This window comes from Pseudomonas sp. CFSAN084952 (genome assembly GCF_009648855.1).
GTDB classification, from domain to species: Bacteria; Pseudomonadota; Gammaproteobacteria; order Pseudomonadales; family Pseudomonadaceae; genus Aquipseudomonas; species Aquipseudomonas paracarnis.
In genome coordinates, this window is record NZ_CP045767.1 from 4856853 (window position 1) to 4878486 (window position 21634).

General features: G+C 60.3%; 18 protein-coding genes and 1 tRNA gene. 16 read left to right on the forward strand and 3 right to left on the reverse strand.

Annotated elements, in window-relative coordinates; translation table 11 throughout:
• The first annotated feature begins 20 nt into the window (after positions 1-20).
• Complete coding sequence (locus GH769_RS22190) at positions 21-1253, forward strand: multifunctional CCA addition/repair protein (RefSeq protein ID WP_020302174.1); 1233 nt, start codon at positions 21-23, stop codon at positions 1251-1253.
• 72 nt (positions 1254-1325) lie between these two features.
• Here the strand turns inward: GH769_RS22190 and folK are convergent, their stop codons facing one another.
• The gene (gene folK / locus GH769_RS22195; protein WP_014720185.1) at positions 1326-1844 is read right to left on the reverse strand and encodes a 2-amino-4-hydroxy-6-hydroxymethyldihydropteridine diphosphokinase; all 519 of its coding nucleotides are present in this window, start codon (positions 1842-1844) and stop codon (positions 1326-1328) included.
• Positions 1835-2188: a dihydroneopterin aldolase gene (folB, locus tag GH769_RS22200; RefSeq protein WP_014720186.1), complete on the reverse strand. Its 354-nt coding sequence runs from the start codon at positions 2186-2188 to the stop codon at positions 1835-1837. Before folB ends, folK begins: the two co-directional genes overlap by 10 nt.
• A 74-nt stretch (positions 2189-2262) precedes the next feature.
• Here folB and plsY point away from each other — a divergent pair, with 74 nt between their 5' ends.
• Entirely contained in the window at positions 2263-2832 is a 570-nt protein-coding gene (gene plsY, locus GH769_RS22205; RefSeq protein WP_014720187.1) for a glycerol-3-phosphate 1-O-acyltransferase PlsY, read from the forward strand.
• Between the two features lie 31 nt (positions 2833-2863).
• Here plsY and tsaD read toward each other — a convergent pair whose 3' ends face one another.
• Positions 2864-3889, reverse strand: coding sequence for a tRNA (adenosine(37)-N6)-threonylcarbamoyltransferase complex transferase subunit TsaD (tsaD, locus tag GH769_RS22210; RefSeq protein WP_003194748.1), 1026 nt, complete (start codon positions 3887-3889; stop codon positions 2864-2866).
• 203 nt (positions 3890-4092) lie between these two features.
• Between tsaD and rpsU the strand changes: the two genes are divergently transcribed.
• From rpsU to pqqE, 14 genes are all read left to right on the forward strand, one after another.
• On the forward strand, positions 4093-4308 hold the full coding sequence (gene rpsU / locus GH769_RS22215) for a 30S ribosomal protein S21 (protein ID WP_002551877.1): 216 nt from the start codon (positions 4093-4095) through the stop codon (positions 4306-4308).
• A gap of 442 nt (positions 4309-4750) precedes the next feature.
• On the forward strand, positions 4751-6730 hold the full coding sequence (gene dnaG, locus GH769_RS22220) for a DNA primase (RefSeq protein ID WP_108538135.1): 1980 nt from the start codon (positions 4751-4753) through the stop codon (positions 6728-6730).
• 67 nt (positions 6731-6797) lie between these two features.
• Positions 6798-8645: an RNA polymerase sigma factor RpoD gene (gene rpoD / locus GH769_RS22225; protein WP_020302171.1), complete on the forward strand. Its 1848-nt coding sequence runs from the start codon at positions 6798-6800 to the stop codon at positions 8643-8645.
• A gap of 135 nt (positions 8646-8780) precedes the next feature.
• Complete coding sequence (locus GH769_RS22230) at positions 8781-12524, forward strand: bifunctional diguanylate cyclase/phosphodiesterase (RefSeq protein WP_032902338.1); 3744 nt, start codon at positions 8781-8783, stop codon at positions 12522-12524.
• A gap of 15 nt (positions 12525-12539) precedes the next feature.
• Positions 12540-12616, forward strand: a tRNA-Ile gene (locus tag GH769_RS22235).
• A 113-nt stretch (positions 12617-12729) separates the two neighbouring features.
• Positions 12730-13176, forward strand: a complete 447-nt coding sequence (locus tag GH769_RS22240; protein WP_032902324.1) for an Lrp/AsnC family transcriptional regulator — start codon at positions 12730-12732, stop codon at positions 13174-13176.
• A 147-nt stretch (positions 13177-13323) separates the two neighbouring features.
• Positions 13324-15027, forward strand: a complete 1704-nt coding sequence (locus tag GH769_RS22245) for an NAD(P)/FAD-dependent oxidoreductase (RefSeq protein ID WP_014720191.1) — start codon at positions 13324-13326, stop codon at positions 15025-15027.
• Between the two features lie 10 nt (positions 15028-15037).
• Positions 15038-15832 carry a carbon-nitrogen hydrolase family protein gene (locus GH769_RS22250; RefSeq protein ID WP_020302169.1) on the forward strand — a complete coding sequence of 265 codons (795 nt, stop codon included), beginning with the start codon at positions 15038-15040 and terminating at the stop codon, positions 15830-15832.
• 48 nt (positions 15833-15880) lie between these two features.
• Complete coding sequence (gene pqqF / locus GH769_RS22255; protein ID WP_153649893.1) at positions 15881-18256, forward strand: pyrroloquinoline quinone biosynthesis protein PqqF; 2376 nt, start codon at positions 15881-15883, stop codon at positions 18254-18256.
• 158 nt (positions 18257-18414) lie between these two features.
• Positions 18415-18489, forward strand: coding sequence for a pyrroloquinoline quinone precursor peptide PqqA (gene pqqA, locus GH769_RS22260; protein ID WP_003194766.1), 75 nt, complete (start codon positions 18415-18417; stop codon positions 18487-18489).
• Between the two features lie 71 nt (positions 18490-18560).
• Positions 18561-19472 (forward strand): pyrroloquinoline quinone biosynthesis protein PqqB, encoded by a 912-nt coding sequence (gene pqqB, locus GH769_RS22265; protein WP_014720194.1) that lies wholly within the window; start codon positions 18561-18563, stop codon positions 19470-19472.
• A gap of 11 nt (positions 19473-19483) precedes the next feature.
• Complete coding sequence (pqqC, locus tag GH769_RS22270; RefSeq protein ID WP_019817401.1) at positions 19484-20236, forward strand: pyrroloquinoline-quinone synthase PqqC; 753 nt, start codon at positions 19484-19486, stop codon at positions 20234-20236.
• A complete protein-coding gene (gene pqqD, locus GH769_RS22275) occupies positions 20233-20508 on the forward strand; it encodes a pyrroloquinoline quinone biosynthesis peptide chaperone PqqD (protein ID WP_003194772.1) in 276 nt (91 codons plus the stop codon). The genes pqqC and pqqD overlap by 4 nt, the downstream gene beginning before the upstream one ends.
• On the forward strand, positions 20501-21631 hold the full coding sequence (gene pqqE / locus GH769_RS22280; protein ID WP_019817403.1) for a pyrroloquinoline quinone biosynthesis protein PqqE: 1131 nt from the start codon (positions 20501-20503) through the stop codon (positions 21629-21631). The genes pqqD and pqqE overlap by 8 nt, the downstream gene beginning before the upstream one ends.
• Positions 21632-21634: the final 3 nt, after the last annotated feature.

The window sequence follows — 21634 nt, forward strand, 5'->3', positions numbered from 1 at the left end:
CCGCTAATGGAGGCTTTTTCATGAAAATCTACAAAGTCGGCGGCGCCGTGCGTGATCGCCTTCTGGGCATCGAGGTCACCGATATAGACCGCGTCGTCGTTGGCGCGACGGCTGAAGAGATGCTCGCCAAGGGTTATAAACCGGTGGGCGCCGATTTTCCGGTGTTTCTCGATCCGAAAAACGGTGACGAATACGCCCTCGCTCGCACCGAACGCAAGAATGGCCGGGGTTACGGTGGCTTTATATTCCATGCGAGCCCCGACGTTACGCTGGAAGAAGACCTGATCCGGCGTGACCTGACCATCAATGCCATGGCGGAGGATGACGAGGGTAACCTGACTGATCCTTATCAGGGACAACGCGATCTTGAAGCGCGTCTTTTACGGCATGTTTCTCCCGCGTTCGCCGAAGATCCCCTCCGCGTACTACGCGTTGCGCGTTTCGCCGCGCGCTATGCGCCTCTCGGCTTCACAGTCGCCCCTGAGACCCTCGAATTAATGCGCCAACTCAGTGAGTCCGGCGAGTTGGAGGCCCTTACCCCCGAGCGCAGTTGGAAGGAAATCTCACGGGCGCTGATGGAAGATCAACCCCAGGTATTTATCCAAGTACTGCGTGACTGCGACGCACTGAAAACCTTGATGCCGGAGGTGGATGCGCTGTTCGGCGTGCCGCAGCCCGCAGCTCACCACCCGGAAATAGACACCGGCGTGCATACCTTGAGCGTGCTGCAGCAAGCAGCCCTGCACAAGCAACCGCTGAGCGTGCGCTGGGCCTGCCTGCTGCACGACCTGGGCAAAGGCCTGACGCCTGTGGATAAATTGCCGCAGCACATTGCCCACGAACATCGCGGCTTGAAGCTGATCAAAGCGGTGAACGAGCGTTTCAAGGTGCCGAGGGATTGCCAGGAGTTGGCCTTGCTGGTGGGGCAATATCATACTCACGGGCATCGCGCGCTTGAACTCAAGGCCTCGACATTGCTGGAGTTGCTGCAAAGCTTCGACGTGTACCGTCGGCCGCAACGCTTTGAAGAGTTCGTGGCGGCCTGCGAAATGGACGCTCGTGGCCGCGAGGGTTTTGAGCAACGCAGTTATCCACAGGCCGATTATTTGCGCGGAGCGGCAAAGGTGGCACGCGAAGTGCCGGTCGCGCCGCTGCTAGAAAAGGGTTTCAAAGGCCCCGAACTGGGCGAGGCGCTCAAGCGCGAACGGCTCAAGGCGCTTAAAGCCTACAAAGAACAGCAAAAGCCCTTGTAGGAGCGAGCTTGCTCGCGAAGAACCTCAACGATGACGCAGCGCCCTCAGGTTTTTCGCGAGCACGCTCGGCTCCTACAAAAGAGCTTGTGGCGTGAGTGGCTGACCCTGCCACTCGAACGCCACAGGCGCCAATACCTGATCAATTTGCGCGTCTCGCCACAACTCGGCCATTGTCTTGCCCGCCTCCGGGTGCAGACGCTCCGGCGCCATCATCGACAGCGGCCACAACACAAAGGCGTTTTTCAGAATTTCGGCTCGCGGCAAGATCAAGCCATCGAAATTGCCCACCCAATCGCCATACAACAACACATCGATATCCAGCGGCAGGCCTTTGCGGTCGGGCGCGTAGCGGCCGTTGTCGGCCTCGATGGATTTCAACCGGCGATCGAGTTCCATCAACGGCAGGTCGGTATAAGCCGACACCACCAGATTGAAAAACGGCCCACTTTTGATCCCCACCGGCTGGCTTTCGAACACCGCCGAACAGCGCATATCCGTCAAGAAGCCCGCCAACGCATCCAAGCCGGCGCATAGACGAGCCTCGCGGTCGATATTGCTGCCAAGCCCGAGGTAAACCTGAGTCAACGACATCCGCGCTCGATCTCCACGCCCACGCCCTTGGCAGCCGGTACCGCGCCGGGCTTGGTCAACTTGAGGTGCAGCCAGGGAATCTGGAACTCACTCATCAGCACTTCGGCCAGACGCTCGGCAAAGGTTTCCACCAGTTGGTACTGGGAATGCTCGGCAAAGGCCTGGATACGCGCAGACACCCTGGCGTAATCCAGTGCCAGGGTCAGGTCGTCACCTGCCGCAGCTGGGCGATTATCCCAGGCGAAGCTCAGGTCCAGGCGCAGGCATTGCCGGATTCCGCGCTCCCAGTCGTAAGCCCCGATCACGGTGTCGACTTCCAGGCCTTCGATAAACACTCTGTCCAAGCACTTTTCTCCGCAGCACGACAAGGGCGCGATGCCCCGTTAGAATCAGGGCGTCCTCGCCCGGAATAGTTAGCATGTTTTGGTCACTGGCGATTTTCGCCTACCTGCTCGGCTCGCTGTCCTTCGCCATTTTGCTCAGCCGCTTGACGGGAAATCCCGATCCGCGAATGAGTGGCTCAGGCAATGCCGGCGCCACCAATATGTTGCGCCTGGCCGGCAAGAAACTCGCCGTCCTGACCTTGCTGGGCGACGTCTGCAAGGGCCTGCTGCCCGTGCTCATCGCCAGCCTCGTCGGCCTTAGCTTGCAACAGCAAGCCTGGGTGGGCCTGTGTGCCGTCCTGGGCCACCTGTTCCCGTTGTACTTCCGCTTTCGCGGCGGCAAGGGCGTCGCCACGGCGGCCGGCATGCTGCTGGGCATTTACCCCCCTGCGGCGTTACTGGCCATGCTCGCCTGGCTGCTGACGTTCTACCTGACCCGCACCAGCTCGCTGGCCGCGCTGATTGCCACGCCGCTGACCCTGCCGCTGCTGGCCTGGCAGGAACCAGAAGCGCTGCTACCGATGAGCGTGCTGACACTGCTGATCGTCTGGCGCCACCGCGGCAATCTACGCGACCTGTTTGCCGGGCGCGAACGGCATTTTTAAATACCCCGCCTGGACCCGGTGCCCTTGAACCTTACAACGGCGGCAATTGCTCCATCGGCCAGCGCGCCTGCACGCTGATCGCCAGGCTTTCGTGCTGCCCGGCCTGCAAGCGCTGGCAACCGGCGTAGGCAATCATCGCGCCGTTGTCAGTGCAGAACTCAGGGCGTGCGTAAAACACGTTGCCATTCATGTCGCCGAGCATTTTTTCCAGGGAACTGCGCAACGCCTTGTTGGCGCTGACGCCGCCTGCGATCACCAGCCGCTTCATGCCCGCCTGTTTCAGGGCGCGCTTGCACTTGATGGTCAAAGTCTCCACCACAGCCTGCTGGAACGCCAGCGCGATGTCGCAACGGGCTTGCTGGCCGTCGTCCCCGGCGCTGACGCTCTGCTGCCAGGTGTTCAAGGCAGAGGTTTTCAAACCGCTGAAACTGAACATCAAGCCAGGACGATCACACATCGGCCGCGGGAAGGTGTAGCGACCGGCAACGCCGTTCTCGGCAAGACGGGCGATTTCCGGCCCCCCCGGATAATTAAGCCCCATCATCTTCGCGGTTTTGTCGAACGCTTCACCGGCGGCATCGTCCAGCGACTCGCCCAACAGTGTGTATTGACCGATCCCATCCACCTGAACCAGCTGCGTATGCCCGCCCGAAACCAACAAAGCGACGAACGGGAACTCCGGCGGTGTTTTTTCCAGCATGGGCGCCAATAAGTGGCCTTCCATATGGTGCACACCAAGAGCAGGAATACCCCAGGCAAAGGCCAGCGCCTGGGCGCAAGAGGCCCCAACCAGCAGGGCTCCGACCAATCCGGGCCCTGCCGTATAGGCAATGGCATCGATCTCGGTTGCCACACAACCGGCCTCATCCAGCACCTGGCGGATCAATGGCAGCATGCGCTTGACGTGATCGCGGCTGGCAAGCTCCGGCACCACGCCGCCATAGGCGCGATGCAGGTCGATCTGACTGAACAGTGCATCGGCCAAAAGCCCGCGTTCACTGTCGTATAGTGCGACTCCGGTTTCGTCGCAGGAGGTTTCAAGTCCCAGTACTAGCATGGGTTTGCGCCTTGTAGAGGCTGAATTCGAAGGCGCGCATAATAGTCGCCACTCCCCCTCCCGACTAGCGGTTTTCGATCAGAGGCTTTGCATTCCGGGCAATGAGGGGTTAACATCCGCAACCCTTAAAAACCGACGACCTCAGCCGCGAATTTTTTGCGACGAGAACGTTGATTCCCGGTAATGAAAGAAGGTAGCTCTGGATGCCAGCCGTCAAAGTAAAAGAGAACGAACCCTTCGACGTAGCTCTGCGTCGTTTCAAGCGCTCCTGCGAAAAAGCCGGTGTTCTGGCTGAAGTTCGTAGCCGCGAATTTTATGAGAAGCCAACTTCTGAGCGTAAGCGCAAAGCAGCAGCCGCTGTTAAGCGTCACGCTAAGAAAGTTCAGCGCGAACAGCGCCGCGCCGTTCGTCTGTACTAATACACAGACGTTCGTAGCAAGCTTCTGCCAAGCCCGGCCCTCAGCCGGGCTGTTGGCATTTGCGGATATCGCTTGATGCTTCACCGTCGACGCCGCACACGCGACCGAGACACTGCTTCACACGTCAGGGCTGGCTCTTTTGCCAGCGGTGCACGTCTCTTCTGACGAGCCTAACAAGGCTACTGACGAGCACACCTATTCTTCAAACAGACGATCAACCGTGTCGGCTGTGCCCATCGATGCGTTTCCGAGGCTGCCATTGGCCAAGACCGGACGCCCGGGCAACATTTCCATGCCGAAGACTGATCAGAAACTACCCTCAGTGAATATTCGGCAGATACACTTCCTGATGACCCATGCAGACGATGATGATCGAGCCCCCTATACGTGCGCTTGAACACCTCACGGGTCCTCATTTACACGCAGTGATGACGAGAACGCCATGGCCGGGCTGATTCCCCAGAGCTTTATTGACGACCTTCTGAACCGCACCGACATCGTCGATGTTGTCAGCTCACGCGTACAGCTGAAAAAAGCCGGCAAAAACTACACCGCCTGCTGCCCGTTCCATAAAGAAAAAACCCCATCCTTCAGCGTCAGCCCCGACAAGCAGTTCTATTACTGCTTCGGTTGCGGGGCGGGCGGGAATGCCCTGGGTTTCCTGATGGACCACGACAACCTGGACTTCCCCCAGGCTGTCGAGGACTTGGCTAAAGCCGCAGGAATGGAAGTGCCCCGCGAAGAAAGTGGCCGCCCGCACAAACCCCGGCAACCCACCGATTCGCCGCTGTACCCGCTGCTTACCGCTGCCGCCGATTTTTACCGCCAGGCACTCAAGAGCCATCCGCAGCGCAAGGCCGCTGTCGACTACCTCAAAGGCCGTGGCCTCACCGGCGAAATCGCTCGGGACTTCGGTCTCGGCTTCGCTCCGCCGGGCTGGGACAATCTGTATAAACACCTTAGCAACGACACCCTCCAGCAAAAGGCCATGATCGACGCCGGCCTGCTGGTGGAAAACGCCGAGACCGGCAAGCGCTATGACCGCTTCCGCGACCGCGTGATGTTCCCGATCCGCGACAGCCGTGGCCGCATCATCGCCTTTGGCGGCCGCGTGCTTGGTGATGACAAACCCAAGTACCTGAACTCCCCGGAGACCCCGGTGTTTCACAAAGGCCAGGAACTCTACGGCCTGTTCGAAGCGCGCAAGAACAACCGCAACCTCGACGAAATCATCGTGGTTGAGGGTTATATGGACGTGATCGCCCTGGCCCAACAAGGCCTGCGCAACGCGGTCGCGACCCTCGGCACCGCCACCAGCGAAGAACATCTGAAGCGCCTGTTCCGTGTCGTGCCCAGCGTGCTGTTTTGCTTCGACGGCGACCAGGCTGGCCGCAACGCCGCCTGGCGCGCGCTCGAAGCCACGCTGTCGAGCCTGCAGGATGGGCGTCGCGCACGCTTCCTGTTCCTGCCCGAAGGCGAAGACCCGGACACGCTGGTGCGCTCGGAAGGTACCGATGCGTTCCGTGCACGCATCAATCAACATGCACAGCCGCTGGCGGATTATTTTTTCCAGCAACTGACCGAAGAAGCCGACCCGCGCTCCCTGGAGGGCAAGGCCCATATGGCAACCCTTGCGGCGCCGCTGATCGACAAAGTCCCCGGCGCCAATTTGCGCACACTGATGCGCCAGCGCCTGCTGGAGATCACCGGTTTGAGCGGTGAAGCCGTCAGCCAGCTGGTGCACAGCGCCCCGCAAGAGGCGCCGCCAGCCTACGACCCCGGCATGGATTACGACGCCATGCCGGACTACGCTGACTTTCACCAACCTCAGGAGGCCTTCGCGCCCCAGCAGGAGTGGACGCCAAAGAAGCCCGGCGCAGGTGGCAAGAAGTGGGATAAAAAGCCGTGGAGCAAAAACGGCAAGCGCGGTGATCGCGATGATCGCGATGAAGCCTACGCGCCACGCACGCCCGTAGCGGTGGAAGCCCCCACACTGATTGCACTGCGCACACTGATTCACCACCCGCAATTGGCCGGCAAGGTTGAAAGTGCCGACCACTTTGCCAACGAGAGCAATACCTATGCTCAGGTGCTTATTGCACTGATCGAAGCCGTGCAGAAAAACCCTAAGCTAAACTCAATCCAGTTGATGGCTCGCTGGCATGGCACGGAACAGGGCCGTTTATTGCGGGCACTGGCGGAAAAGGAGTGGCTAATTGACGGCGACAACCTTGAACAACAGTTTTTAGACACCATTAATAGGTTATCCGCGGGTCAACACACTCAGACCCTCGACGAACTTATCAAGAGAGCAAGGCAGCCGGGATTATCGGCTGAAGAGCAAATTCAGATAGCAAAACAGATGCGCGACCTCTTAAAACAGAATGTTTACGCATCAAACCCGACCTCAGCTGGCGTGTGAGGTCATAGCTCGGGTATAATCCTCGGCTTGTTTTTTGCCCGCCAAGACCTTCAGTGGATAGGGTGTTATGTCCGGAAAAGCGCAACAGCAGTCTCGTATCAAAGAGTTGATACTTCTTGGTCGTGAGCAGGGTTACCTGACTTACGCGGAGGTCAACGACCACCTGCCTGAGGATATTTCAGATCCTGAGCAGGTGGAAGACATCATCCGCATGATTAACGACATGGGGATCAACGTATTCGAAACTGCGCCAGATAAGGATTCCCTTATGCTGGCCGACGCCGATACCGACGAAGCCGCCGCTGAAGAAGCTGCCGCCGCGTTGGCTGCGGTGGAGACCGATATCGGTCGCACGACAGACCCGGTGCGCATGTATATGCGCGAAATGGGTACCGTCGAGCTGCTGACACGCGAAGGCGAGATCGAAATCGCCAAGCGTATCGAAGAGGGCATCCGTGAAGTGATGGGCGCCATTGCGCACTTCCCTGGCACGGTTGACCACATTCTCTCCGAGTACACTCGCGTCACCACCGAAGGTGGCCGCCTGTCTGACGTCCTGAGCGGTTATATCGACCCGGACGACGGCATTGCGCCGCCTGCCGCCGAAGTACCGCCGCCTGTTGATGCGAAAGCCGCAAAAGCGGACGACGACTCCGACGACGACGAAGCTGAAAGCAGCGACGACGAAGAAGAAGCCGAAAGCGGTCCAGACCCGGTCATCGCTGCCCAGCGCTTCGGTGCGGTTTCCGATCAAATGGAAATCACCCGCAAGGCCCTGAAGAAGCACGGTCGTGGCAACAAGCAGGCGATTGCCGAGCTGGTGGCCCTGGCTGAGCTGTTCATGCCGATCAAGCTGGTGCCCAAGCAATTCGAAGGCCTGGTTGAGCGTGTTCGCAGCGCCCTTGAGCGTCTGCGTGCACAAGAGCGTGCGATCATGCAGCTCTGTGTGCGTGATGCGCGCATGCCGCGTACCGATTTCCTGCGCCAGTTCCCGGGCAACGAAGTTGACGAAAGCTGGAGCGACGCACTGGCCAAGGGCAAGGCGAAATACGCCGAAGCCATCGGTCGCCTGCAGCCCGATATCATCCGTTGCCAGCAGAAGCTGACCGCGCTTGAGACCGAAACCGGCCTGACCATTGCAGAAATCAAAGACATCAACCGTCGTATGTCGATCGGTGAGGCCAAGGCCCGCCGCGCGAAGAAAGAGATGGTTGAAGCGAACTTGCGTCTGGTGATCTCCATCGCCAAGAAGTACACCAACCGTGGCCTGCAATTCCTTGATCTGATCCAGGAAGGCAACATCGGCTTGATGAAGGCGGTGGACAAGTTCGAATACCGTCGCGGCTACAAGTTCTCGACTTATGCCACCTGGTGGATCCGTCAGGCGATCACTCGCTCGATCGCCGACCAGGCCCGCACCATCCGTATTCCGGTGCACATGATCGAGACCATCAACAAGCTCAACCGCATTTCCCGGCAGATGTTGCAGGAAATGGGTCGCGAACCGACCCCGGAAGAGCTGGGCGAACGCATGGAAATGCCTGAGGATAAAATCCGCAAGGTATTGAAGATCGCTAAAGAGCCGATCTCCATGGAAACGCCGATTGGTGATGACGAAGACTCCCATCTGGGTGACTTCATCGAAGACTCGACCATGCAGTCGCCAATCGATGTCGCCACTGTTGAGAGCTTGAAAGAAGCGACTCGCGACGTACTGTCCGGCCTCACTGCCCGTGAAGCCAAGGTACTGCGCATGCGTTTCGGCATCGACATGAATACCGACCACACCCTTGAGGAAGTCGGTAAGCAGTTTGACGTGACCCGTGAGCGGATCCGTCAGATCGAAGCCAAGGCGCTGCGCAAGTTGCGCCACCCGACGCGAAGCGAGCATCTGCGCTCCTTCCTCGACGAGTAATACCAGAACCCCCGGCCCAGGCCGGGGGTTTTGCTTTCTACCGATTGCTTTGCACAGATTAACTGCCCCGCACCACCCCGCCCTCGCAATGCCCGTCTACACTCGAGACATTCCCCGTGCCATAACGAGACCGTTATGCCCAGATTGCCGACCGTGATACTGCTGTCGCTGCTGACCTGGACCGCAACGGCTGGCGCGTTGACTCTTACGGATGATGAGCGTAGCTGGTTGGCGGACCATCAGGAGCTGCGCCTAGGCGTGGATGCGTCTTGGCCACCTTTTGAATATCGCGATGAAAATGGCCGATATCAGGGCTTGGCAGCCGATTACGTACGCCTGCTCCAGGACCGCCTGGGTGTGCGTATCAAACTGATCGAACCGGTTAACTGGACCGCGGTGCTTGAACAAGCCCGCAATAATCAGCTCGACCTGCTGCCTGGCATCATGTCCACCCCCGAACGCCAAAACTTCCTGGCGTTCACACGCCCCTATCTCGACTTTCCCATCGTCATCCTGGCCCATGAAGGCGGCGCGAAACCACGCAGCCTCAAGGATCTGTACGGGCTTAAAATTGCCGTGGTGGAAAACTACGCGCCCCATGAATTGCTCCGCACCCACCATCCGGACCTGAATCTGGTCGCCCTGCCCAACGTCAGTTCGACGCTGCAAGCCCTGGCCACCGATGAAGTGGATGCCGTGGTCGGCGACCTCGCCTCCAGCGTCTGGAGCCTGCGCCAACTCAAGCTCGACGGTTTATACGTCAGCGGCGAAACGCCCTACCGCTACCAACTGGCGATGGGTGTCCCGCGGAATGAAAAAATCCTGGTGGGCATCCTGGACAAAGTCCTCGCCGACCTCAGCTCAGCCGAAACGGATGCAATCCAGCAACATTGGGTCGGCAGCTTCGCCGATCACCGCACCTTCTGGGCTGACTTGCTCACGTACGGCCTGCCAGCGGTGCTGCTATTGAGTACGGTGCTGGCCATCGTTATTCGGATCAATCGCCGGCTCAGTTCGGAAATTTCTCGCCGGGTCGCCCTTGAACAAGAACTGCGAAGCAGCGAGTACCACTATCGCGGCTTGGTGGAGAGCTTGTCCGCCATCGCCTGGGAAGCAAGCATCAGCGATTTCACCTACAGCTACGTGTCGCCCCATGCCGAAGACCTGCTCGGTTATCCCCGCGCCCATTGGCTGATTCCAGGCTTCTGGCGCAACATCATCCACCCCGCCGACCTGACCCGCGCCGAGGCCTATTGCTATCGGGAAACTCGCGCTAACCGTGATCACAGCATTGATTACCGGGTCATCACCGCTGATGGCCGCTGCCTGTGGGTACGTGACATTGTCAGCCTGATCGAACACGGCCACGAGCCAGTGCTGCGCGGCCTGATGATCGACATCAGCGAAGCCAAGCGCACCGAGGAAGCCCTGCAACTGTCCGAGCAGAAATTTGCCTCGGTGTTTCAGCAGTGCCCAGACATCCTGGTGATTGCCCAGTTGTCTGATGGCTGCCTGCTGGAGGTCAACAAGGCATTCGAGGACCAGATTGGGCTACGCGCCGACGAGGTGGTAGGCAAAACCGCCTCAGATCTGAATATATGGGGCATTCAGGGCGTCGGTCCGGATTTGCTGCAGCGGGTACAGACCACCAGTATCCGTAACCTGGAAATGTCCTTTCTGCGCAGCAATGGTCAGGCATTTACCGGGCTGATCTCAGCTGAGCCGTTCCAACTCGATACCACTGAAGCCCTGGTGGTGGTGGTGCGCGATATCACCGAGCTCAAGGAAACCCAACAGCAGCTGCAAACCTCCGAAGAGAAATTCGCCAAGGCATTCCATGCTTCCCCTGACGGTTTACTACTGAGTCGCCAAAGGGATGGCCTGCTGATTGAAGTGAACGAAGGTTTCAGCCACCTGACCGGTTTCACCAGCGCCTCCTCACTTGACCAATCAACCCTGGACCTAGGCATCTGGGTCGACCTCAACGAACGCAAGCACATGCTGGAGTTGATGCAGCGCGACGGCTTTGTGCGCGATTTCATCTGTCATATCCGTCGTGCCGACGGCCAGATTCGCCTGTGCGAAGTGTCCAGCCGCCCACTGCCGATTGGCGACGAAGATTGCATGCTGACCATCGCCCGGGACATCACCGAACGCCAGTTGATGCAGGAAAAACTGCAGCAGGCCGCCACGGTGTTCGAAAGCACCGCCGAAGGCGTCTTGATCACCGACACACGGCAGAACATCAGCGCCGTCAACCGCGCCTTCACTGAGATAACCGGCTACAGCGAGGTTGAAGCCCTTGGCCATACCCCGCGCCTGCTCGCCTCCGGCCTGCATGACAGCGCGTTCTATGCGGCGATGTGGCACCAGTTGACGGCCCACGGTCATTGGCAAGGAGAGATCTCCAACCGCCGAAAGAACGGCGAGGTGTATCCGAGCTGGCTGACCATCAGCGCCGTGCGTAACCGCGAGCAATTGGTCACCCACTTCGTTGCCGTGTTCGCCGACATCTCCAGCCTCAAGCTGGCCCAGGCACGCCTGGATTATCAGGCCCACCACGACCCATTGACCGGCCTGCCCAACCGCACCCTGTTTGAAAACCGGCTGCAGGCCGCCCTCAACGGCCAGCAAGAAAGTGGTAAACAGGGCGCGGTGTTGTTTCTCGACCTTGATCGCTTCAAACACATCAACGACAGCCTCGGCCACCCGGTCGGCGACCTGCTGCTCAAAGACATCGCCGTACGCCTCAAGGAGCAGTTGCGGGACGTGGACACCGTTGCTCGCTTGGGCGGCGACGAATTCATCATCCTGTTGCCCGGCTTGCAACAGGCCAGCGACGCCCAGCACTTGGCGAACAAACTGCTCGACTGTTTTACCCCGCCATTCCAAGCCGGCGAGCATGAGTTCTTTATCAGCGCCAGTATCGGCACCAGCCTGTATCCGCAAGACGGTACCGACGTCGCCACCCTGGTCAAAAATGCCGACGCCGCAATGTATCGCTCCAAGGCCAAGGGGCGTAACCGGGTCGAGCGCTATACCCGCGACCTGACTGCCCAAGCCAATGAACGCGTAGCGCTGGAGCACGAACTGCGCCGCGCCATCGAACGTGAAGAATTGAGCCTGTATTACCAACCCAAGCGCAACCTGGTCACCCAACAACTGATCGGCGCCGAAGCCTTGATCCGCTGGCACCACCCGACTCTGGGCGACGTCCCGCCCGAACACTTTATCGCCTTGGCCGAAGAGAACGGCATGATCCTGCAAATCGGCGACTGGGTACTGGAACAGGCCTGCCGGCAACTGCACGCCTGGCAAGCGGCTTTCGAGGATTTCGGCCCCCTGTCCGTCAACCTCGCAGGCGCGCAACTGCGTCACCCCAACCTGCTATCACGCATCGAACAACTGCTGCACGATTACCGCCTCGAACCCGGCTGCCTGCAACTGGAAATCACCGAAAACTTCATCATGAGCCAAGCCGAAGAAGCGCTCGCGGTGTTGCACCAACTCAAGCGCCTGGGCGTCCAATTGGCGATCGATGATTTCGGCACCGGCTACTCGTCCCTCAGCTACCTCAAACGCCTGCCCCTGGACTTCCTCAAAATCGACCAATCCTTCGTGCGCGGCTTGCCCGACGACCCTCACGATGCAGCCATCGTGCGCGCCATCATCGCCCTCGGCCACAGCATGCAATTCACCATCATCGCCGAAGGCGTGGAGACTCCGGCGCAACAAGCATTCCTCGCAAGCGAGGGGTGTGAACAGATGCAAGGCTACATCGTCAGCCTGCCCCTCCCGCCGGAGCTTTTTGCCGCCAGCTTCCTTCGTACACGGCACAAGGATTTTTCGGATGGCACAGTGAACAAACCATCGCTATAATCCGCGACCTACTGAGGGCCTATAGCTCAGTTGGTTAGAGCAGGGGACTCATAATCCCTTGGTCGTAGGTTCGAGTCCTACTGGGCCCACCACACAAAAAAAGCCGCGCATTGCGCGGCTTTTGCGTATCTGGCATCACGGTTCTTTCAGCCAGGCCAAGCCTGTACCATGCTTGCTCATTGCCCCCGCACTGGAGCCCCCCCCCTTGCCCGCCCTAGACGAAATCGACCGCCAACTGATCGCCGCCCTGCAGCTCAACGCCCGTGAAAGCGTGGCCATGCTCGCCAGGCAGTTGGGCATCGCGCGCACCACCGTCACGTCGCGTCTGGCCCGCCTGGAGAAAACCCAGGTCATCACCGGTTACGGCGTGCGCCTGGGCCAGCGCGTTGCGGATGGGGGGTTGCATGCTTATGTGGGCATTACCGTGCAACCCCGTTCGGGCAAAGAGGTGTTGCGCAGGCTGAGCGCCATGGCGCAAGTGCAGCAGTTGTGCGCGGTAAGTGGAGAGTTCGATTACGTGGCTTGGCTGCGCACCGATTCGCCAGAGCAACTGGACCAATTGCTGGACCAGATCGGCAGTGTCGACGGCGTGGAAAAAACCACCACCTCGATCATCCTCAGTAACAAATTGGATCGCGGACAACCAATCTGATCACTACCTTCGTCATATTGACTAAAACCAGTACAATCCGACGACACATTGCGTCTTATTAACGAGCGCAACGCTCCCTAAACTGGCTGCCATCTTTTCCTATACTCAACGGGCCCTCCTCCCGCCGAGCCGTCAGTAAGGTCAGCCATGAGCATTCCGTCCAGCACCCTCAGCAAGCCCAATCGCCACCCGGGCGACGGTAAGAAACCCATCACCATTTTCGGCCCGGACTTCCCGTTTGCCTTTGATGACTGGATCGAACACCCCGCCGGGCTGGGCAGTATTCCTGCGGCCAATCATGGCGCCGAAGTGGCGATCGTCGGCGCCGGGATCGCGGGCCTGGTTGCGGCCTACGAGCTGATGAAACTCGGGCTCAAGCCCGTTGTGTATGAAGCCTCGAAGATGGGTGGCCGCTTGCGCTCGCAGGCCTTTGAAGGCGCCGAAGGCATCATCGCCGAGTTGGGCGGCATGCGGTTCCCGGTATCGTCCACGGCGTTCTACCATTACGTGGACAAACTTGGACTGGAGACCAAGCCCTTTCCCAACCCGCTGACACCGGCGTCCGGCAGCACCGTGATCGATCTGGAAGGCCAGACTCACTATGCGCAAAAACTCTCCGATTTACCGGCACTGTTCCAGGAAGTCGCCGATGCCTGGGCCGACGCCCTGGAGGCCGGTTCGCAGTTCGGCGATATCCAGCAGGCAATCCGCGACCGCGACGTGCCACGGCTCAAGGAACTGTGGAACAAGCTCGTGCCGCTGTGGGATGACCGTACCTTCTACGACTTCGTCGCCACCTCCAAAGCCTTCGCCAAATTGTCCTTCCACCACCGCGAGGTGTTTGGCCAGGTCGGTTTCGGCACCGGCGGTTGGGACTCTGACTTTCCCAACTCCATGCTGGAAATCTTCCGTGTGGTAATGACCAACTGCGATGATCATCAACACCTGATCGTCGGTGGCGTGGCACAAGTGCCCATGGGCATCTGGCGCCATGTGCCAGAGCGCTGCGCCCATTGGCCGGCCGGCACCAGCCTGAGCTCGTTGCATAGAGGCGCACCACGGGCCGGCGTGAAGCGCATTGCCCACGCCGCCGATGGCCGCTTTGCTGTTACCGACAACTATGGCGACACGCGCGAATACGCGGCGGTGCTGACCACCTGCCAAAGTTGGCTGCTGACCACACAGATCGAATGCGACGAAACCCTGTTCTCACAAAAAATGTGGATGGCCCTGGATCGCACTCGCTACATGCAGTCATCGAAAACCTTCGTGATGGTTGATCGCCCATTCTGGAAAGACAAAGACCCGCAAACCGGCCGCGACCTGATGAGCATGACCCTCACCGACCGCCTGACCCGGGGCACCTACCTGTTCGATAACGGTGACGACAAGCCGGGGGTGATCTGCCTGTCCTACTCGTGGATGAGCGACGCACTGAAGATGCTGCCCCAGCCTATCGACAAGCGGGTGAAACTGGCCCTCGATGCGCTGAAGAAGATCTACCCCAACGTTGATATCAAGGCGCGCATCATCGGCGACCCGATCACCGTGTCCTGGGAGGCCGATCCGCATTTCCTCGGGGCCTTCAAAGGCGCCTTGCCCGGTCACTATCGCTATAACCAGCGGATGTATGCGCACTTCATGCAGAAGGATATGCCCGCCGAACAACGCGGGATCTTCATCGCGGGTGATGATGTATCGTGGACGCCCGCCTGGGTCGAAGGCGCGGTACAAACCTCGCTCAACGCGGTATGGGGCATCATGAATCACTTCGGTGGCAGCACCCACCCGGAGAACCCAGGCCCAGGCGACGTGTTCGATGAAATAGGGCCAATCGCCCTGGCAGAATAAGGAGTTGAGCATGCGTGTCGCCCTGTACCAATGCCCGCCGCTGCCGCTGAATGTGGCCGCTAACCTGCAGCGCCTGCATCAACTGGCCCATGAGGCACACGGCGCCGATGTGCTGGTGCTGCCAGAGATGTTTCTCAGCGGCTATAACATTGGCGCCGAAGCCGTTGGCGCACTGGCAGAGGCACAGGATGGGCCATCGGCGCAGGCGATTGCCGAACTGGCGCAAAGTGCCGGGCTGGCGATCCTGTATGGCTACCCGGAGCGGGCCGAAGACGGCCAGGTCTACAACGCCGTGCAGTTGATCGACGCCCAGGGCAAGCGCCTGTGCAACTACCGCAAGACCCACTTGTTTGGCGATCTTGACCACTCAATGTTCAGCGCCGGCCCCGATGATTTCCCGGTGGTGGAATTGAACGGGTGGAAGGTGGGCATGCTGATTTGCTACGACCTGGAGTTTCCGGAAAACACCCGGCGCCTGGCCCTCGCCGGTGCCGAACTGATTCTGGTGCCCACCGCTAATATGGTGCCGTTCGACTTCGTTGCCGACGTCACCGTGCGGGCGCGAGCCTTTGAAAACCAATGCTTCGTGGCCTATGCCAACTATTGCGGGCACGAAGGCGAGATTCACTACTGCGGGCAAAGCAGCATTGCCGCGCCGGACGGCCAGCGAATTGCCCAGGCCGGCCTGGATGAAGCCTTGATCGTCGGCACCCTGGATCGCCAATCTATTGTCGACGCCCGCGCCGCCAACCACTACCTGCAAGACCGTCGCGCCGAACTCTACGGCGCACTGCACAAGCCCTGACCCATTGGGTTTGCTAGCATAGGCACTTCCCACGCCTCGGAAGTGCCCATGCCTGCGCCGGTTCACCCTCATCCCCTTCACCTGACTCTCGCTAATGGCCTGCGGGTTTGCCTGCGCCATGCGCCACGCTTGAAGCGCTGCGCCGCCGTTTTACACGTGGCTGCCGGCAGCCATGACGTGCCATTGGCCTGGCCTGGCCTGGCGCATTTTCTTGAGCACTTGTTGTTTCTCGGTACCGAACGTTTCCCAGTCGGCGAAGGGCTGATGGCCTACGTGCAGCGCCACGGTGGGCAGGTCAACGCCAGCACCCGTGAGCGCACCACCGAGTTCTTCTTTGAACTGCCGGTGCCGGCTTTTGCAGACGGGCTGGCGCGTTTGGCGGATATGCTGGCTCACCCGCGCCTGGCCCTCGACGATCAACAACGTGAACGCGAAGTGCTGGAGGCGGAGTTCATCGCCTGGTCCCAGGATGCCAAGGCCCAACAGCAAGTGGCGCTGCTGCAAGGCTTGGCGGCGGATCATCCTCTACGAGGTTTTCATGCCGGCAACCACGACAGCCTGCCGGTGGAAAGCGACGAGTTTCAGCACGCCTTGCGAGGGTTCCACGCACGCTTTTATCAAAGCGGGCAGATGACCCTGAGCCTCGCCGGTCCACAATCGCTGGCCGACCTGCAGGCCTTGGCCCAGCAGTTCAGTGACCAACTGACGCCCGGCCCATTGCACCCGCAGGCCGCTCCACCGGCCTTGATGCATGGCCCGGCGCGCCGTTATCAGCACGTCGCCGGCCAACACCTGCATCAGGTCATTACGTGTAACGCGCCACGGGAAGCGCTGGCGTTTCTCTGCACCTGGCTCAACGCCTCGGCCCCCGGCGGGTTGCTCGCTGAACTGCAAGCGCGACGACTGGCCACCGCGCTGCAGGCGTCCGTGCTGTACCAATTCGCGGATCAAGCCGTGCTGGATATAGACTTCACCCTCGCCAGCGAACGCGAACCGGCTACGCAGATTGAAGAGTTGCTGCACGACTGGCTGGGTTTCTTCGCACACAGCGACTGGACAGCGTTACGCGAAGAGTTCGCCTTGCTCAATGCTCGCCAGCAACAGGTCCAAGGCGCCCTGGCGTTGGCGCGCAACGATGCCCAAGACCTGTCGGAACAAGGCGTCGTAGCCCTCAAGGCCATACTCGATTCACTGCACCTGCCCGCCTCCCGGCACCCTTGGCAACTGCCGCCCAATAACCCCTTGCTTCGTGCGCCCGCCAAGGAAGAACGCGCTGGCCTGATTCGTGGCCAAACCAGCGCCCACCGTGGCTTGCGCACCTTTGCCCAGGATCGCTCACGGGGCCGACGGGAGCTGTCAGCGTTGACCTTCAGCCAGGCGTTGGCGGATGACACTGGCGAAGGCGCGCTGTACCTGCACTGGCGGTTTGACTCGGCGGTACCCAGCGGGCTGGAAAGTCTGTTGCGGCCATTGCGCGAGCAGGCACGCCAGGCCGGCGTCGAGTTGTCTTGCGAAACCTGCGCCACGGATTGGCAGGTGAAGATGCACGGCCTCCACGAGCCCATGCCGGCGGTGCTCGAAGCGTTGGCGCGGTGTCTGAGTGACTCAGATGAACCTTTGCCACCGACCGCTCCCGTGCCGATGATCGCCATCCGGGAACTGCTCAAGGCGTTGCCCGCTTGCTGCGCGGGTGTTCAGCCCCAGCCTCAGGAGACGACAGCATCATGGGCTACCGCGCGCTGGCAGGCGCTGGGCGCAGGCCTGCCACCCGCCTGTGAAGCCGCGATCAAAGCCGCAGCGGTCCGGCTGCCTGGGCAACCGGCAAGCGTGCCTTCTACACCTCAGTCCCTTGACGGACGAAAGCGCTGGCACGCAGTCAGCACCGAATCCAGCGAAGCAGCGCTACTGCTATTTTGCCCAACGCCGACTCAATCCCTCGCCGATGAAGCCCACTGGCGGTTGCTCGGGCACGTGCTCCAGGGGCCGTTCTACCAGCGTTTGAGAGTCGAACTGCAAATCGGCTACGCCGTGTTCAGCGGCATCCGACAGATCAACGGCCAAACCGGCCTGCTGTTTGGGGTGCAATCGCCGAGCGCCTCCCTGGACGGCATCGTCCAACAGTTGCAGGCCTTCCTGGGGCAACTGCCGTCGTTGATCGAACGCAGCCCCGACTTGGGTAACCAGGCCCTCGCACAGCAGTTCGCGGCCCAGACGCTGCCCATCAACGAAGCTGCCGACTTGCTGTGGCATGCGCACCTGGCAGGTCATTCGTCGGGTTATCTGGATCAGCTTCAACAGTTGATCCAAGCGTGCACACGCGAGGATGTGCAGCGCGCCGCGCAACAACTCAATGACGCCGCAGGCGGCTGGCAATGCGTGGCCAACGGGCCGCGTATCAGCGACGACTGGCAAGCAGCGCCGTGATCATTGCCAACCCTGCAACAGGCTTTCTCCACCGAGACAGCGCTAACTTGAATAAAATTGCGTAACATTGCGCAGCAATATCTGAACATCTCCAACAGGAGGTGGACTATATGTATTACTTGGTAGTGAACGTCCCATCCCTTGATAGGAGTAAGAATATGACCTGGTCCAAACCTGCTTACACTGATCTGCGTATTGGTTTCGAAGTCACCATGTACTTCGCCAGCCGTTGATTGGCTGAGTGATACAACGCCTCGGTTCGCCCGGGGCGTTTTTGTTTTGAGCTGTGCTTGATGGAGCGATCATGTTTGTCCAGATTCTAGGTTCCGCCGCCGGCGGTGGCTTCCCTCAGTGGAACTGCAACTGCGTGAACTGCGCAGGTTTTCGCGATGGCAGCCTGCGGGCCCACGCGCGTACCCAGTCGTCCATCGCGATCTCCGACGATGGCGTGAATTGGGTGCTCTGCAATGCCTCGCCGGATATCCGCGCGCAACTCCAGGGCTTTGCGCCCATGCAACCGGGCCGCGCCTTGCGCGATACCGGCATCAGCGCAATCATCCTGATGGACAGCCAGATCGACCACACCACTGGCCTGCTGAGCCTGCGCGAAGGCTGCCCGCACCAGGTGTGGTGCACCGACATGGTCCACGAAGACCTGAGCACCGGTTTCCCGTTGTTCACCATGCTGACCCACTGGAACGGTGGCCTGGCCTGGAACCGCATCGAGTTGGACGCCAGCTTCACCATCCCGGCCTGCCCCAACCTGCGCTTCACCCCGCTGCCGTTGCGCAGCGCCGCACCGCCCTATTCGCCGCACCGTTTCGACCCGCACCCCGGTGACAACATTGGCCTGATCGTCGAAGACCTGCGCACCGGCGGCAAATTGTTCTACGCCCCGGGCCTGGGCAAGGTCGACGCACCGCTGCTGGACATCATGGCCGGCAGTGACTGCCTGCTGGTGGACGGCACGATGTGGGACGACGATGAAATGCAGCGCCGTGGCGTCGGCACCCGCACCGGGCGTGAGATGGGCCACCTGGCACAGAACGGCCCCGGCGGCATGCTTGAAGTGCTCGAGCAACTGCCCAAACAGCGCAAAGTGCTTATCCACATCAACAACACCAACCCGATCCTCGATGAAGACTCCCCCGAGCGAGCGGAGCTGGTGCGGCGCAATGTCGAAGTGGCTTACGACGGCATGAGCATTGAATTGTAGGAGCGATCGAAATGACCGACACACCGTTGAGCAAGGCTGAGTTCGAAGCCGCCCTGCGCGCCAAGGGCGCCTTCTACCATATCCATCACCCCTACCATGTGGCGATGTACGAAGGCCGCGCCAGCCGTGAGCAGATCCAGGGCTGGGTCGCCAATCGCTTCTACTATCAAGTGAATATCCCGCTGAAAGACGCGGCGATCCTGGCCAACTGCCCAGACCGTGAAATCCGTCGCGAATGGATCCAGCGCCTGCTCGACCACGACGGCGCGCCCGGTGAAGACGGCGGTATCGAAGCCTGGCTGCGCCTGGGCCAGGCTGTGGGCCTGGACCCCGACCAACTGCGTTCCCAAGAGTTGGTGCTGCCCGGCGTACGCTTCGCCGTGGACGCCTATGTCAACTTCGCCCGCCGCGCCAGCTGGCAGGAAGCCGCCAGCAGCTCGCTGACCGAGCTGTTCGCGCCGCAAATCCACCAGTCGCGCCTCGACAGTTGGCCGCAGCACTACCCGTGGATCGACCCGGCCGGTTACGAGTACTTCCGCACCCGCCTGGGCCAGGCCCGGCGCGATGTGGAACACGGCTTGGCGATCACCCTGCAGCACTACACCACCCGCGAGGGGCAGGAGCGCATGCTGGACATTCTCCAGTTCAAACTGGACATCCTCTGGAGCATGCTGGACGCCATGAGCATGGCCTACGAACTCAAACGCCCGCCGTATCACAGCGTGACCGAACAGCGGGTATGGCATAAAGGGATTACCCTATGAGCTTTGATCGCAGCAAAAAACCGACCTGGCGCCAGGGCTATCGCTACCAGTACGAGCCTGCACAGAAAGGCCACGTGTTGCTCTACCCCGAAGGCATGATCAAGCTCAACGACAGCGCCGCATTGATCGGCGGCCTGATCGACGGCGAGCGCGACGTGGCGGCCATCATTGCCGAGCTGGACAAGCAGTTCCCCGGCGTACCGGAGCTGGGTGACGACATCGAGCAATTCATGGAGGTCGCCCGTGCTGAGCACTGGATCACCCTTGCCTGAAAAGCCAGCCATCGGCCTACCGCTGTGGCTGCTGGCCGAGCTGACCTATCGCTGCCCGTTGCAGTGCCCGTATTGCTCCAACCCGCTGGATTTCGCCGAGCAGGGCAAGGAGTTGAGCACCGAACAATGGATCAAGGTATTTCGCGAAGCCCGTGAAATGGGTGCTGCGCAGCTGGGGTTTTCCGGCGGTGAGCCGCTGGTGCGCCAGGACTTGGCCGAACTGATCGGCGAGGCTCGCAAGCTGGGTTTCTACACCAACCTGATCACCTCTGGCATCGGCCTCACCGAACAAAAAATCAGCGACTTCAAGAAAGCCGGCCTGGACCATATCCAGATCAGCTTCCAGGCCAGTGACGAACAGGTGAACAACCTGCTGGCCGGCTCCAAAAAAGCCTTCGCGCAAAAACTGGAAATGGCCCGAGCCGTGAAAGCCCACGGCTACCCGATGGTGCTGAACTTCGTCACCCATCGGCACAATATCGACAAGATCGACCGCATCATCGAGCTGTGCATTGCGCTGGAAGCAGATTTCGTCGAGCTCGCCACTTGCCAGTTCTACGGCTGGGCACAGCTCAATCGCGTGGGTTTGCTGCCCACACGCGAGCAGTTGGTGCGCGCCGAACGCATCACCAATGAGTACCGCGCCAAGCTGGAAGCCGAAGGCCACCCGTGCAAGCTGATCTTCGTGACACCGGATTATTACGAGGAGCGCCCCAAAGCGTGCATGAACGGCTGGGGCAGCATCTTCCTGACAGTCACACCCGACGGCACCGCCCTGCCTTGTCACGGCGCAAGGCAAATGCCCGTGCAGTTTCCCAATGTGCGCGACCACAGCATGCAGCACATCTGGTACGACTCGTTTGGCTTCAATCGCTTTCGTGGCTACGACTGGATGCCCGAGCCGTGCCGATCATGCGACGAAAAAGAAAAGGATTTCGGCGGCTGCCGTTGCCAGGCCTTCATGCTCACCGGTGACGCCAGCAACGCCGACCCGGTATGCAGCAAATCCGAGCAGCACGGCATCATCCTTCAGGCGCGGGAAGAAGCCGAACAGGCCACCCAGACCATCGAGCAACTGGCCTTTCGCAATGAGCGCAACTCAAGGCTCATTGCAAAAGGCTGAGCG